Genomic DNA, 13,814 nt, shown 5'->3' with positions numbered 1-13,814 from the left:
ATGAAAAGATCATCGGGTTAATTATTTTCTATTTTAAATTGAGAGTAGGCATATACAATAAATAAATATATACTATACTTATGAAATAATAGCTCTAAATATAAATATTAATTTAGCGAATTAACAAATTCAAAATTCTTCATGCTACTCAATTACCTTTATTTTCTTTTACAGATTTCCATAAGCGAGTTCATTACATAATTCTTTTTTGGTAACGAAAAATCTTCTGGGTATTCCATCTCCATACTTTGAACAGAAATGTTCTTCGAAATTCATTCCTAGACTATATTTAGAGTCAAAAAAGCTCATAACTTCATCATTAAGTGATATAAATGAGAAAGCATTTATTTGGTTGGATTTGTTTCTATGAATACGAAAGCTATTAATGCTAGGAAATTCACTGAGGATAAGTTTTGAACACTCGTAGTAATTTTCCCATCTTCCGTAATTTGTAAGACCTATTTCTTTTTTCCTCTTGCATGAACTAGATATTTCTTCAAGAAAATTTGGTTTGAATAGTGGAGCAATTTCAAATGATAAGGATGCTATAGGAATTATTTTGTCAGGAGGAATTTCCTTAGTAACTTCTTTATCCTCTCTTCGCAAATCGCATGACACCAATAATGAGTACAACAATATCAGCGGAGCGATTTTAAAGACATTCGCCTGCCACCAAGCGGAGTTGGGCTTACCTGATCTAGCATTTTGATGTAAAGACAATACCAGGGATACCTACAATATTTATCTAGCAGATCTAGTATATATAGCTTTTCTTGTAATTTTTGATACTTGGATGATTTTTTATAATTCAGGTTTTTGTAGCAATTCATCTAGCATTCTGGACATCCTTTTCAATACATCCGCCAGCACAATTATTAAACGTAGGAATGATGACTGGGATACTTATGAAGATTTTCCGTGAAACTAACTGGAAATAAAGGAATCTAGGAAGAGGGATGAAGCCTAGGGATCAACTGGAAACTGATAGGTTCACCTTCGCTTTGGGTTCACCTGAGTAGGTCAGAGAACATAGGAGAACAATTTCTGAAATCAGTCCAAAAATCCTCCCGCACAAATGGCTCTCCAATAACCTCTTTAAGAGTATCTTCTCGCATATTTAAAGACGGCTATATCTAAGAAAGACTTCTAAAAACCCATGGAAAAAGAAACTCTTCTCAGACTTGCTCAACCTATAGCAACTTTTGCATTAGCAATGAGCATTGCCACTTTGCCATTCATTGCAAAAGCATCAGGAGTTATGCAAATAGAACCGTCCTTTAACAATAAAAACTTTTCCGGGCACGCTATTCGTGTGAAATTAATTAAGTAATTTCCATAGCATCAAAATCTAATGAGATGTCATTGCATGGCACTTGTTGGCACCCCTTTTACCTCAAAAAAGCGGAGAGGGTGTCCTTAGAACAAGTTCAGTATGACCAGTCCTGAACGTCTATGAAAAGTATTTTTCAGATTTCTTGAATAAAACCAGAACATAAACCAGAACAATTTATACAAATTAAACAACCTTGTACGTTTCCACTTAAGCGAATTAGAGTTGATACCATCTCGAAAAGATCAGACAAAGTTAGAAAGGTCAATAAAGTTTCTTTTTATTCTTAAAGTTTTTCAGAATAGTATGTCCTAATTCTGCTCTATACAAGAATCTACACCTTGTTCCATCTATACTTTTAACAGGAAATATATAATGCTTTTTACCTAAAAAGTCCTTTCTCTTATTAATAAATGCCTGAATCAATCCTCCTCTTTCTCTAAAAAGCAGGTCATCATTCCACTGACTAATATTTTTACCACTATATATAGATGATCCTCCATCAGAGAGAAGGATAATTTGATCCTTTCTCCCAGATATTGACAATTCATCGATATAACTTAGAACCGTATTTGGGAAGTGAATATCTTTTATAACCTGTTTAGATTTTAATTGCCGAATAATATCAGTCGACGAAAGTTTTAACTCAGAATTAAATTCGTTTACAAGAAAATCCTCTAAAGACTTAGTCAAGGAGAAAATTTCTCCTATTGGTCTTTCTCGGAGTTCTACTTGTACATTCGATTTATCTATTGATCTTGAGTCTGCTGCTCGATTTCCTTCCCCCTGCACATGAGCAAGGTCGCCACATTTTGCGAATCGTAATGACAATTCGTGATCTTGAAATACATCTGCCCACTGTTCAAAGATTTCCGCGGGGACACATAATTCAAAATATTTAGCATAAGGTCTTGAACCGAACATCCTCGCTCTTTGGATATAAGTGTTTTGCTGCATTTTTCCTTTAACGCCTCTTGAGAAGAAAAATGATAAAAGATTGCTAAAAGTAAGTCCTCTAGAAACAATGTTGCCACCTATTGCAAATGTGAATAACGCCTGAGGTTGGCATGCTCTCATGACATTACCGCTATCATTACCACTATTAATAATTAGAACCTGATTTTTACCAATATAATTTAATGCGAAGGATATGATATCTTTTATATCCTCATCAGGAAAATCAGGGAATATTTCCTTTGCTAATTCTATCATCTCATTAATTCTCTTCTCGTCCTTATTTGATAATTTATAAAGCAGATTATCTATGACTTTTTTATCATCCTCATGGTCCCTAATTCTACCTGCTGTATGAATTAACATTGAATATGCTGTTAAATCTGCCTGCTTATAATTGAGATATGATGTTCTAAGAATGAATCTAATTGCCGCCTTTCTTAAAAATCTTGGATCATCATAAACAGGTGGCAATGTATTTAAAATATATCTTTGATTATTATTTAAATCATCTTGAAAAAAGAACGCCCTTCCTTTATATGATTCATGACTGTCTAAAAATACCCAATGATCAGATCTATTTAAAAATGTATTGTTAAGGTCTAATCTTCCAGGCGTTGCAGTAACACCAATATATATTCCTCCCTTATCTGCTTGAAGCAATTTTTCTAATAAATTATTTATTTTTGTCGCTTCTTTATTCGCTTTGTTTATATTTGTATCTGGTGTAGCAAAATCCGCTTCATCATCAATAATTATTCTATCTTTAAAATTTCTGGAATTGATAATCAATTTATCCAATCTTTTAGAATTCTTTCGACAGAAAATAACACGTTTTATATCCTGTTTTAGTTGCGCAGGTAGGCAATCATGTAACTGAGAATCCCTTAGAGGCGCAGGATTTAATTGACTAGCATTCATAAAACGATCAAAGTTTTGCACCTCTAACTCAGTGTTGTCATTTACAACAATAAATATAGTTTTAAATCCCTGATCTAATAATTTACAAGTTAACGCAATCATGAATTCCGTTTTGCCAGATTGAGGTTCCCCATAAACGACAAAGGATTTACCATTTTTTTTAGTTATTACATCTACTGCTTCTTTAACGCCATTTTCAATTATTTCTGTATTTAACCCCTTTAAATTTAATGCTTTGATTCGACTTGTATATCGATTATTTAATTTTTTCTGATCTAATTCAGAGATTATTTCATCTGGTGTAATCATGGACTGAACTTTCAAAAAATAATCCTAAAGTAACTTTAGACAAAATTTAGTAATGTCCTTATCAAATGAAGAATTGCTACATGGGGCGACAATAACCTCTCTTCTTCAAGAAATTGAAAAACTTCAAAAAGATATTTACTATAAGATTAATTTTAATGGAACTAAAGCAGCATATCAAATTATCTTTTCAAGTCCAACAACAAAAAATTCATTAAAAATTGGACTCTTTTTAAAACACTCAAGAAAACGAATTTCACCTTGGAGATTTACTTTTAGAAAGAAAAATCAAGAAGAAATAGAAACTTTAGTCAAAGAAAATGACTATCTATTTGTTTTATTAATAACTGATCAAGAAGGCGTTGCTGTAATTGACTATCAATTACTTAAACTTCTTCTAGATGATCATTTTGATGATTCTGAATCAATTTCAGTCTCCAGGAAACTCCGTGAAAATTATAGAATTAATGGTAGCAATGGCAAATTAAATAAAGCATTACCTAAGAATACTTTCCCTAAAGCAATAGCAGATGTAGTAAATGAACATATGGAACAAAACATATCCAAGAGGAAAATTCTTCTAAAATATTTTAAATATTTACTCGACTCAGACTAAAATTAATCAATAGTATAATTAAGAAATATCAATTGGATATTGATTACGTCCATCAAAAAACAAACGGATCAATTACGAATCAGGAATGTTCAAGACTTACTCAGTACATAGATCAGACCAGAACAAACACAATTCCTAACCAGAGCATAACCAGAACACACAATCACCAAAGATAAACTATCCTGATTTCTTCTGGTTAAATCAATTCCTCTAAAACCTCAGTCATAGAAAAAAGACTGTGCATTCTGAACAGTCCTGACCAATCCTGATTTGTTGTTAAAACGGAGAGGGTGGGATTCGAACCCACGGACGGTTTTACCCGTCAAACGATTTCGAGTCGTTCGCTTTCGACCACTCAGCCACCTCTCCTATAAAAAGACAATACCTGAAGTTATAAGGATAAATTTAGCCGATAATAGACAACATAATTAATTCTGTTGTCTTGAAAAATTCATTTTCAGAAGATGAATCATTGCCAACCAGCCTTCGTCATCATTTTGATCGCTTTTGCATTGTTTTCACCTAATTGATTAATAGTCACTTTGTCTGGATTAAATTTTCCGAATAATTTCACCTCTTTGCTTTCATTGAAATCTACTAAGGGATGCTCAAAAGTTGGTCCTGCAAGACCAGTACTTCCTTTAGGGGAAGCTAGAAATTCTAAAAGCTCTATTGCTTCAGATGTGTTACTTGCGTATTTAGCTAGACCGCCAGCACTAACATTTACATGTGCAGGATTGGGTGTGATTACTTTAACTTTACTAGCGAGGTTCCTATCATTGTTTCCATTAATACCTGCTAGCATTCTAGCCACATAGTAATGATTTACTATTCCCACTCCACACTTACCTTGAGCGACAGCCCTTGTTATTCCAATATCGCCTGGGAAGTAAGGCTGAGACACATTAGACAACATATCGTCTAACCAATTCTTTGTAGCGCGCTCACCTCGAAGGACTAATTGGTTGGCAACCAAAGATTGATTGTAAGGACTATTCCGTTTACGTAAGCAAACTAGACCTTTAAGAGATGGATCTGCCAGATCTGCATAGGTACGAATTTTGCTGATATCAACTTTTCTAGGGTTTGCAACCATTACCCTTACCCTTCTTGTTAGTGCATACCATCTTGCATTTGAATCCCTATATTCAATTGGAACATCTTTATCTAATTTTGCTGATCGATAAGATTTAAGAAGTCCTTGTTTTGCCGCATTGCTTATTCTTGCTGCATCAACTAACAGAATTAAATCTGCTTTTGACTTTTTCCCTTCTCTTTTTAATCTTTCTATTAAAGAAATACCTGTTACCTCAAAAAGTCTCACCTTGATTCCTGTTAACTCTGTAAATTTCTTAAATACTTGTCGATCAGTATTGTAATGACGTCCTGAATAAACTCGTACTTCGCGAGCTAAAGCATTTGCACTTATTGAAAGCCCAGTCCCCATTAGGATTGAACTTGTAACTATAGATGAAATAAGAAGTCCAGGTTTTTTCATTAATTACTTTGAAAGCAATGCATCATAATATTTTAGACAAAAGTCAATAAACAAACGAAGCTCTTGTATATGATACGAGCAAAAGTATCATATGTTTCATCTCTTTGGTGTTGGAATTTCTTCTCTAATAAATTAAATTGGATTGAATGGATTATTTAACACACAAGCTTTTAGATCCAACTAGGGCGAAGAGTTGCATACAAAGCATTCAAAGAGATCAATCCTTATGGAAAGATGGCAAATCAACTGCTGGATTATATGCTTCTAAAGTTAAAAATAATTTGCAGTTAGATAAAAAATCAAAGGTTTCTATAGACAATAGTAATTTAATAATAAAGGCTATTATTTCAGACCTTCTTGTAAAAAGCTTTACTATTCCAAGAAAGGTCCATGGCGTTATGTTTTCCAAGTCTTCTAAGGGGAATAGTTATGGAATGCATCTAGATAATGCTTATATGAGCACAGGCAGAAGTGACTTATCTTTTACTTTATTCCTTAGTGATCCAGGCGAGTATGAGGGAGGAGAGCTAGCAATAGAGACAATACAAGAGACGAGAAAAATTAAGTTGCCTCAAGGTCATATTATTATTTATCCAAGTACAACTCTTCATAGCGTTGAAGAGGTGACTTCTGGGACAAGGATTGTTTGTGTAGGCTGGATTCAAAGCTATATTCCTAACAATGAAGATAGAAAAATATTGTTCAGCTTAGACGCTGGAGCTAAAGGTTTGCTGGCTGCTCATGGACAATCTCACGAGCTTGACCTTGTCTTTCAATCTTATAACAACCTATTGCGGAGACTTGGAGGATAAACAATGGACACATTTGATCCGTCAAGTTGTATCATATGTCTCATCAGTAGCATTGTGTAGCGTCCACAATAAGATGTGAAAGATTTAGTTGATTGATGAGTAAAAGATCCCCTGTAGGAATTTTCCTTGCTGCTTCAGCTTTAATGGCAGCAAGCACCGTCACTGTCCAAAACATTGGATATGCAGGTGAACGCGATTTGGGTGGATTAAAGGAATGGACTACTGATCAAGAGATTGATGCAGAAAGCACTCTTGACGAAGCAGCAGAAAAAGCTAAGAAAGAAGCTGAAAAAGATGATATTTGCATACCTGTGGGAGAAGGTGAAAACTGTTGGTAGGGTTAAATACATTTTAACTTTCTACTTATAGCAAATAAAAGCCAGCACTACTAAAGTTGCTGGCTTTTATTATATTTAAAATTGAAAATCAGTTACTAAATAAAAAAAAGCGCCCATTTTCATGGACGCTTTTTAATAATGTTCTAAATAAATTAAGAGTAATTAATTTAGAACTTAAAGGTTGTCTGAACTAGACCACCAAATTGATCGTCACGAGTTAGGCCCATGTTTTGATGTCCTTTATAACGATCGGTAGAACCAAAGATCGATGGGGTAATTGTGATTCCATCGGTAACTTTATAGTCATAATAAAGTTCCCAGGCAAAAGCACCATCTTCAGTTCCGTCAGCATCACCGCCACCAACTATTTCGGTAGCTTTTTGAGGTTGACCAAAGGCAGCTCCTAAACGGTTGCCATCGATAAAGGCATCTGCCCACATCATGCCGACCATCCATGAACTAGCTTTTTCTACAGAGCCAGTAGCACCATCATCATCAACATTTACCCAGTCGTATCCAACTTGTAAGTCAGGCACGATAGCACTGTCAGTATCAGGTCTCCAGTAGCCTCTTAGAGCATAAGCTGTTGAATCGCCAGTGTGGGTAGAACCAGAGGATGTTGTGTAGTACTCCTGCCAGTTTTTGCAAGATCCTGAACATTCGTTCTTGGCCATAGCCATAGAAACTTGCCACTTAGGTGAGCCATACTCAACCTTGGATAACCATTTGGAGTCAGCGCCATCTGTAAGAAGACCTTCAGTGGATTTAGAAGCTCCTTTAGATACGTAGTTTGTTGAAACTGCGAATCTAGGCTCTGATCTGTCATCCACAGATTGTGTCCAAGCAACACCAAAACCACCATCGGTACTTGAACCGTAAGTTGCAGCATTACCACCTAGTGCAAACTGCTTGGTAACTGGCTTATAGATAGATGGAGAACTTGCCAACATGTAGTAGTTCTCAATCTTTGGACCAAACCAAACCTTGAATTCATCCAGAACTGGGAATTCGTACCAAAGCTTGTCAACAGAAAGAGCGCTTCCGCCTTTATGTGCAGCAGCTAAATGTGTGCCGTATGTGGTGTTTTCCCATGGAGTGCTGTCCATGTTACCCGCCTTGATGCGAGTATATAGTCTGTCATTACCAGTGAAACTGGTATTTAGGTTGTATTGAGCTACATAAGTACTGGTTAACTTATCGCTATAAGCAGCAGCAGATCCTTTCTCAGGCTTTACGTAACCTGTTGCGAAAACAACCTTACCGTTAAGCTTTGTGCTTGTTGAGAATTGACCAGCACTAAGTTCTTTAACTTTGTACTCAAGTCCATCAACACGTCCTTTAAGAATGGCCATTTCAGTGCCAAACTCATTAGCAAGACGAGCAGCATCAGGAGTTACTTCTGCAGAAGCAATGCCGCCATCTAGGCAAGCATTAACAAGTGCAGCAGCCTCATAACGAGTTAGAGCCTGACCACTTTTAAGGTTTTGAGTGTAGGCATTGTCTACACAGCCATAGCTCTCACTTAAGTTTTGTAGAGCTGTATAAGCCCAATCTCCTGGAACAACATCGGAGAATTGAGTCGTTTTAATGGCTTGAGCTTGCTTAGGGCTGTTGGCATACTCTGCAACATCTTTGATGTTGATCTCAGCTGCATTTGCAGCTAGAGGTGCTAACAGACCTAATGCAGCTGGAGCCAGCAGCAATTGCTGGAAAAGCTTCATTTTAGGATTCCTCACAAAATACCCATTAATTGGGTAAGCCTATTCTATATATGTAGATAAGCAGTCATTGCAACCAAAGACACAACTCCAAGTGTCTATTTATACAACTTTCTAAGAGTTTTTGCTCGTTTGTGAGTTTTTAAGAAGAGGAAAACCTATATTCTTTCTTTCTTCAAGCCATAGCTCTGCAACTTTTCTTGCCAAATTACGGATACGAGCAATTGTCGCTGTTCTTTCAGTTACCGATATAACTCCTCGAGCTTCTAGTAGGTTAAAAGTATGGCTACATTTCAATACAAAATCTAAAGCGGGTGAAGACAATCTTTTATTTAATAAGGATTTAGCTTCTTCTTCATACAAATCAAAAAGTTTAAATAATCGTTCTGGATTTGAACCTTCAAAATTAAACTTGCAATTTGATTTCTCATAGGGAAGCCAAATATCACCATAGCTATATGAATCATTCCATCTTAAATCCCAAATGCTTTTTACATCTTGAAGATACATAGCTATTCTTTCTAATCCATAAGTAATTTCTATGGAGACTGGACGACAATCTAATCCCCCACATTGTTGAAAATAAGTAAACTGAGTGACCTCCATTCCATCTAGCCAAACTTCCCATCCAACACCCCATGCGCCAAGAGTTGGCGATTCCCAATTATCTTCTACAAAACGTATATCATGTTGTTCTTGTTTAATTCCTAAAGCCTCTAGCGAAGAAAGGTATTTCTCTTGAATTTCGTCAGGCGAAGGCTTAATAATTACTTGGTACTGATAATAATGTTGAGCTCGATTTGGATTCTCACCATACCTACCATCTGTTGGTCTTCGACATGGTTCCACATATGCAACCGACCAAGGCTCAGGTCCAATCGCCCTCAGAATCGTATGAGGACTCATAGTCCCTGCGCCCTTTTCAGTGTCATATGGTTGCAGTAAAACACAACCTTGATTGCTCCAGAAACTATTAAGGCTAGAGATTATGTCCTGAAAGTTCAATAGATAGACCCCACTTTGTTTGATGTAATGATAATTTCTCTTACTTAAGATTATACTTATATATTCTATTTTTATAAAGTATAATTATCTTATCATTATCGAAATTGCCAATTCCATTAACAATAAAAGTTATATTATTATATTTCTTACACATAAGACGTGGTTGATTGAAAAAGGCACCGCCATCTCCAGATATTATAGTAATTGGTACTTTTATAGATTTAGATAGTTGAGTTGCTGTAGGCAGGTCGCCTTTATATCCTTCCATACTATTTGCAAGTATAACAAGTTCCTGTATAGGTATATGGTGTCTTAATAATATAGTCGAATTATTTTTCGAACTGCTATTAATTAAATCTATGGTGCTTTTATTAATAATCCAATTGCTGATTGTACTATCTTCAACGATTAAATCGAACCCTGAAGAATTAATTCTATAAGGTATTTTTCTATTTAGTATGCTTGCATTATAGAAAATATCTCTGAGATATTTATTGTTAAAACCAACATCATGATTGCCTGGAGAAATAATTAAATCTGCCTTAATATTATAATTTTGATAAAGCTTTGCCCATTTTCTTTTAGTGGGGATAGAAAATACATCTCCAGTTAGGATTATTTGATTTATATTATCAATATTCTTATCTAGGAATGATTCTAGCTTCTTGCTTATATAATGATTGCTTGAAGATTGATTGCCATAAGCATGACCGATTACAACTGTTGAACCTTTTGGAACTCTCGTTGTCTTTTTTATATTACATGATTGCATTTTATATGTAACAATATAAGGCTTTATTTGTGTGTATTTTGAAATTAGTAATGCTTTGAACTTAAAGTTGCTATATTTGTTAATTAGAGAGATGGATATAAAAAAAAGAAGCAAGTATATTATCTTTCTTTTAAGATGTGAATAAAACATTTTAATTAATGATTAACATTGATTTAAGAAAAATTAATTTAGATATAATTTTAATATGAAATAATCTTTGATTGTAGAGTCATTTTAATCTATAGGACAACACTTTGCATTCCATTAACATATTTAGAGTATTTAGTTAATCTAAATGGCAAGTTAGAAGAGATTAAATTCGCCATACTTTCATCTTCTTTATCATATTTAAGCTCAAGTATATTATAAGAATTTACGACATTGAAGAAACTATGGAAAGGAGTATTGAGTCTTATATTATGACTCTTAATATCTGTATCGATTGTAATTCTAAACTTACCATCATATGACTCAAAATACTTTCTCTTATATGTATTTAGCAATGTTGGATAGCAGTTCATTATCTCAAGTTTAATCTCATTTAAACTAACTGCATTTAAGAGTTGGTTCCTAAATGAATATGCAGAAGTAGATTTTATAAAGCTAAACTTATCTACTTTGTATAAGGATTTTGTTCCAACTGAGCCTCGTTTGCTTTTTATTTCAACTATTGGACTGATAAGTCCATACAATTCACCGTACCACCTAACTCGAAATTTATCTCTTTTAGGAAGGCCACTTATATTTTGATTATAATATTCGTAATTAAGAGTATCAAAATAAACATTGTTAATAGATCTATCTTTGTAGGACTGCTTAAACCTTGCAGGATGACTTTTAATCAAGAAATCCAGGTAATAATCTAAGCTTGAAGGTACTATTAGCTTTCTTTCATATCTAAACTTTTTAGTATAGGAATTTGCCATTTATTTTTTGTATACCATTCTATTTATTACCTCGTTAGTTGAATTTGGGTTATAACTTGTACCATTGAGAATTAGCTTTGAGCCCTCAGATAATAGAAATAAATTGTCAATACCATTATAACTAGTATTTTTTAATTTTATGCTAGCTGGAGAGTACTCAGCTTTTTTTTGAAAAGCAGCGAAGCCAATTTTTGATGAATTTAGTACGACATTGCTTGCTTTCATTAAAGAACCATCCTTGCTAGCTATTGCAATCCCAGAATTAGTTATCATTATATCTTTCGCTACAATATTTGAGGCCTCTCCTACACTTATAGCTTTATCAGCAGCATAATTAACTTTTATATTATTAACTTTTATATTACTACCTGATACATCCAGCCCATCATTCCCAGCGTTAGTTATTTGTATATTATTAATATGTCCATCAGAAAAATCTATATCAATAGCATCAGATCTGGTCAAATTAAATTTACTGTCAATTAACTTAAAATCGGATCTCACTATATTAAGTGAATCTTCAGAATTATTAGAATTAAAATAACAATTAAGGATTTCTACAGGAGATTGGTAGAATGTCACTGATCCAGGAACACTCCATAAGCCTTTGCTTGGTGTAGAAAGACCATTGAATTCAACATTATTTAGAATGGATTTATCATTTGCATTTATAACTACTAGACCATTTGTAGAGCCCTCTCCATTTATTTTAACTGGATTATAAGTTGAACCTATTAAGTTTACTGAACTCTTTGAGTAAATAAGTCCATCATCTTTCATAGTAATGTTAAAGCCTAATTCATTTTTAACCTTATAGAGCTTTGGAATGATTAATGGTTTCCTCAGTACCCAATTGCCAGATTTAAATGTTAATATTTTATCGACTTCATTATGAATTATAAAAGGAAACTTATCTAAATTAGAATTACTGCGAATTAGGTCCTTTTTAGCATCAATAGAATTAAGTCTAGAATAAGGACGAATGTTTTGCTGCTTAATTTTCGAAGAACCTAATATGCTGTATGCTATTGATAGATTATTTATATCTTCTATTGGATAATTAAGCTTACTTTTATACTCATTATAGTTAATAAAATTATCCTTATGTTTTGATTTTATGTATTCTTGGTCCTCTAAATTTGATATTAAATTATTCTTGTAATATATACCTAGCAATTTAATCGGCATAACTTGTTTATTTCCTATTGATAATTTTATTGACTTATCATCTATTTCTTGCAGGTATATGTTCAGACTATTTGGTGGTGGAGTTAGGTATGATTTTATTAATAATTGATTTTTATATAACTTTTCTTTAATATCATTTTTTGAGATCCTAGGGTTGTCTCTTCTTAGGACATTGACATTGTAATTTAATTCTTTATTAATCTTTAGAAAGAATTTGTCCAAGTATTCAGGTTTAGATACTCTCTCAAGGTTTTCTATGTATAACTTTACGAAATTAGGATCATCAAAGTAACTTAGTTCCTTATTTACACCATTTATGTGCCTGTCGATACTTAAATCATGGAAATGAAAAGCATTGCCTGGACCCCCCATACCATCAAATCCTAATGGTATAAGTAATGATGATGTTGGTTCATAGTAGAATCTTTGATTATGCCATCTTGTAGCATGGTAACTGTTACTTAAATCAGTTATAACGTAGTATTTAGCTAATGTTTCTAGAGGAAAGACTTCTGACGTTGTTAATTTACCTGTATAGAATCCTTCTAAAAGTTGCGATGCTTTTTGAAATTGATTCTTCAGAATAGGACTAGCGAGAGTTTTTGCTTCTTTAAAGACTTTAGGTTCCGTGTTATAGAAACTATCATTACCTGTATTTAAAGGTCTAGTTTTACTCTTATTAGCCTGGGCAATGTAGTACCAATAAGAATCTTCAGTTAGACTGATTATCGGACCTTCTTTAAATTTATTAGATTCTAGAAGAATTTTATCGAAATGCTCTTCTATTGCATAAAGCCCAAGGTAATTTCCATTTAATGTCACATCAGCGAAAAAATATTTAAGGCTAGGTAGACCTTCATACCTTAAAAATTCAAAATAAATCCATTCCCAAATATTATTTCGAGTTTGTGGAGTATGAAGAGAAAATTTGTTCATACCATTAATTGTCTTTCCGTCATTTACCTTTACTCGAAATGACCATTTTTTTCTTTGTCCAAAGTGATCTACTTGATCTCCTTTAAGTCTAATTTTTCCTGCGACTGAATTCTTCCTATTACTAATGTTGCCTTTTACATAGTCACTTTCTTCTGCAATTAAAACGCCTATTTTTAGAGCCTCATCTTTTTTTTGTTCCAGCTTTTTGTAGTTCTTAAAGTTTATATCTAGGAATAACTGATCTGTCGGTGTTAACTTTCCTCTCACCCAGCTAAAAGGATTGCTCAATATTCTCAGATGGCTAAGTTCATTTTTAACTCCTAATGGAATCATCTCTTTTATTCCTTTTCTTATAGAAGAAGATGAAATTATCGAAACAAAAGCGGTGTAGAGAATTAATAGTGATGAGTTTTTTATTAACTTAGGTAAATAGCCAACCAAATTTTTCTGCTTAGAAGAAAATACTCTTTTTTTAGCTTTGATTAACATTGTTT

12 protein-coding genes and 1 tRNA gene are annotated in these 13,814 nt (G+C 33.7%); 4 read left to right on the top strand and 9 right to left on the bottom strand.

Features of this window, described 5'->3' with window-relative positions:
- Positions 1–168: 168 nt before the first annotated feature.
- Positions 169–720 carry a hypothetical protein gene (locus tag PRO_RS06265; protein ID WP_011125427.1) on the bottom strand — a complete coding sequence of 184 codons (552 nt, stop codon included), beginning with the start codon at positions 718–720 and terminating at the stop codon, positions 169–171.
- A gap of 436 nt (positions 721–1,156) precedes the next feature.
- On the opposite strand from PRO_RS06265, the gene PRO_RS06260 reads away from it, so the two are divergent.
- Positions 1,157–1,330: a hypothetical protein gene (locus PRO_RS06260; protein ID WP_011125426.1), complete on the top strand. Its 174-nt coding sequence runs from the start codon at positions 1,157–1,159 to the stop codon at positions 1,328–1,330.
- Between the two features lie 264 nt (positions 1,331–1,594).
- Here PRO_RS06260 and PRO_RS06255 read toward each other — a convergent pair whose 3' ends face one another.
- Positions 1,595–3,514, bottom strand: a complete 1,920-nt coding sequence (locus tag PRO_RS06255) for a Z1 domain-containing protein (RefSeq protein WP_052039693.1) — start codon at positions 3,512–3,514, stop codon at positions 1,595–1,597.
- 52 nt (positions 3,515–3,566) lie between these two features.
- Between PRO_RS06255 and PRO_RS06250 the strand changes: the two genes are divergently transcribed.
- Entirely contained in the window at positions 3,567–4,127 is a 561-nt protein-coding gene (locus PRO_RS06250) for a hypothetical protein (protein WP_011125424.1), read from the top strand.
- A gap of 282 nt (positions 4,128–4,409) precedes the next feature.
- Here PRO_RS06250 and PRO_RS06245 read toward each other — a convergent pair.
- Positions 4,410–4,496, bottom strand: a tRNA-Ser gene (locus tag PRO_RS06245).
- Positions 4,497–4,596: 100 nt separating this feature from the next.
- Positions 4,597–5,625 carry an extracellular solute-binding protein gene (locus tag PRO_RS06240; protein WP_011125423.1) on the bottom strand — a complete coding sequence of 343 codons (1,029 nt, stop codon included), beginning with the start codon at positions 5,623–5,625 and terminating at the stop codon, positions 4,597–4,599.
- 146 nt (positions 5,626–5,771) lie between these two features.
- Between PRO_RS06240 and PRO_RS06235 the strand changes: the two genes are divergently transcribed.
- Together PRO_RS06235 and PRO_RS06230 are read left to right on the top strand one after the other, a co-directional pair.
- Positions 5,772–6,437: a Fe2+-dependent dioxygenase gene (locus PRO_RS06235; RefSeq protein WP_011125422.1), complete on the top strand. Its 666-nt coding sequence runs from the start codon at positions 5,772–5,774 to the stop codon at positions 6,435–6,437.
- Between the two features lie 95 nt (positions 6,438–6,532).
- Positions 6,533–6,775 (top strand): hypothetical protein, encoded by a 243-nt coding sequence (locus tag PRO_RS06230; protein WP_011125421.1) that lies wholly within the window; start codon positions 6,533–6,535, stop codon positions 6,773–6,775.
- Positions 6,776–6,942: 167 nt separating this feature from the next.
- Here the strand turns inward: PRO_RS06230 and PRO_RS06225 are convergent, their stop codons facing one another.
- From PRO_RS06225 to PRO_RS06205, 5 genes are all read right to left on the bottom strand, one after another.
- Positions 6,943–8,496 carry an iron uptake porin gene (locus PRO_RS06225; RefSeq protein WP_011125420.1) on the bottom strand — a complete coding sequence of 518 codons (1,554 nt, stop codon included), beginning with the start codon at positions 8,494–8,496 and terminating at the stop codon, positions 6,943–6,945.
- A gap of 111 nt (positions 8,497–8,607) precedes the next feature.
- A complete protein-coding gene (gene glyQ, locus PRO_RS06220; protein WP_011125419.1) occupies positions 8,608–9,498 on the bottom strand; it encodes a glycine--tRNA ligase subunit alpha in 891 nt (296 codons plus the stop codon).
- Between the two features lie 40 nt (positions 9,499–9,538).
- Complete coding sequence (locus PRO_RS06215; protein WP_036891870.1) at positions 9,539–10,270, bottom strand: metallophosphoesterase family protein; 732 nt, start codon at positions 10,268–10,270, stop codon at positions 9,539–9,541.
- Positions 10,271–10,509: 239 nt separating this feature from the next.
- Complete coding sequence (locus PRO_RS06210) at positions 10,510–11,196, bottom strand: polyphosphate polymerase domain-containing protein (RefSeq protein ID WP_011125417.1); 687 nt, start codon at positions 11,194–11,196, stop codon at positions 10,510–10,512.
- On the bottom strand, positions 11,197–13,809 hold the full coding sequence (locus tag PRO_RS06205; RefSeq protein ID WP_036891868.1) for a CotH kinase family protein: 2,613 nt from the start codon (positions 13,807–13,809) through the stop codon (positions 11,197–11,199).
- Between the last annotated feature and the right edge of the window lie 5 nt (positions 13,810–13,814).

Origin of the sequence: Prochlorococcus marinus subsp. marinus str. CCMP1375 (assembly GCF_000007925.1) — a bacterium.
Classification (GTDB): Bacteria; Cyanobacteriota; Cyanobacteriia; order PCC-6307; family Cyanobiaceae; genus Prochlorococcus_E; species Prochlorococcus_E marinus.
The sequence above is the reverse complement of the archived record's forward strand: the minus strand, read 5'-3'. Positions and strand labels throughout refer to the sequence as shown.